The 1063-nt window shown below is 42.9% G+C and carries 2 protein-coding genes; one reads left to right on the top strand and one right to left on the bottom strand.

The genetic code is table 11. From position 1 onward, the window contains the following. Positions 1–860 (top strand): serine/threonine-protein kinase (locus tag F6K49_RS52425; protein WP_293111000.1); only part of this gene is annotated, 860 nt, incomplete at its 5' end. Positions 861–975: 115 nt separating this feature from the next. On the opposite strand, the gene F6K49_RS54175 is transcribed toward F6K49_RS52425, so the two are convergent. Then, positions 976–1063 (bottom strand): phosphoenolpyruvate carboxylase (locus tag F6K49_RS54175; protein WP_366514388.1); only part of this gene is annotated, 88 nt, incomplete at its 5' end.

The following is a 1063-nucleotide window of genomic DNA, read 5'->3' as shown; positions in this document are numbered from 1 at the left end:
CTCGTCAGCGGTTTGAAAGAGAGGCAAAAATTTTGAACAAACTGGGGACTCACCCCCAGATCCCCATGCTGCTCGATTATTTCGTAGACGATGGAGAATTCTACTTGGTTCAAGAGTACATTCGAGGGATTACCCTAGCTAGGTTGGTCAGGCGTTCTGGTTGCTTATCCCCAGCAGCCGTTCAAGGTTTTCTGAGGGACATACTACCGTTATTGCAGTATGTCCATGACCATGGGGTAATACATCGTGATATCAAACCTCAGAATATTATTCTTTCTAATGATGATGGTCGGTTGGTACTAATTGATTTTGGGGCAGTTAAGGAGTTAATTGCCCAAGCATCAGATAGCAGTGTAAAAAACCCAACTACCCATTTCATCGGTACGGTAGGATTTGCACCACCGGAACAGTTTAGCCTACGACCTGTGTATAGCAGTGATATTTATTCCCTAGGGGTTACCTGTCTTTACCTACTCACTGGAAAAGCCCCCCTACAATTTCACAGCGATCGCCAAACTGGTGAACTGAGTTGGCGTAAAGCATTGGACTTGAGTGATTACTTTGCTAATATTCTCAACAGAATGCTAGCTATTTCCCTCAAAGATCGTTATTCAAACGCAAGAGCGCTCCTAAGGGCTTTGGAGAATAAATCACTTCAAGAGAATCTTGCCAAATTTCTAGTTATTCAACCTCAAGCTAATCAACACCAACGACAGGCAAAGCAAAACACCGGTAAAATTCAGAAATATACGCCTCCTACAGAAAAAACTGCGATCGAGATTCGAAAATGGAAACAAAGGATGCAAGCCAAACACCGCCACAAGGATATCAACAGAGTTGAACATCTATTTAATCATTAGGCTAAATTGGCAATGACAAGGATTCCGGACAAAAAAAGACTGACAGCGAATAACTTCGCCATTGGTTAGTTTTTCATCCTTCATCCTTCATCCTTCATTTTCCATTCTTGACAGGTCAGCCAGTATTACGCATGCCAGCAGCAATACCGTTGATCGTCAATAAGGCTCCTCGTAGTAACTCTCCCTTACTATACCGGGATTGA

The sequence above is a fragment of the Moorena sp. SIO3I6 genome, assembly GCF_010672095.1.
This window is presented reverse-complemented; position numbering and strand designations above follow the sequence as displayed.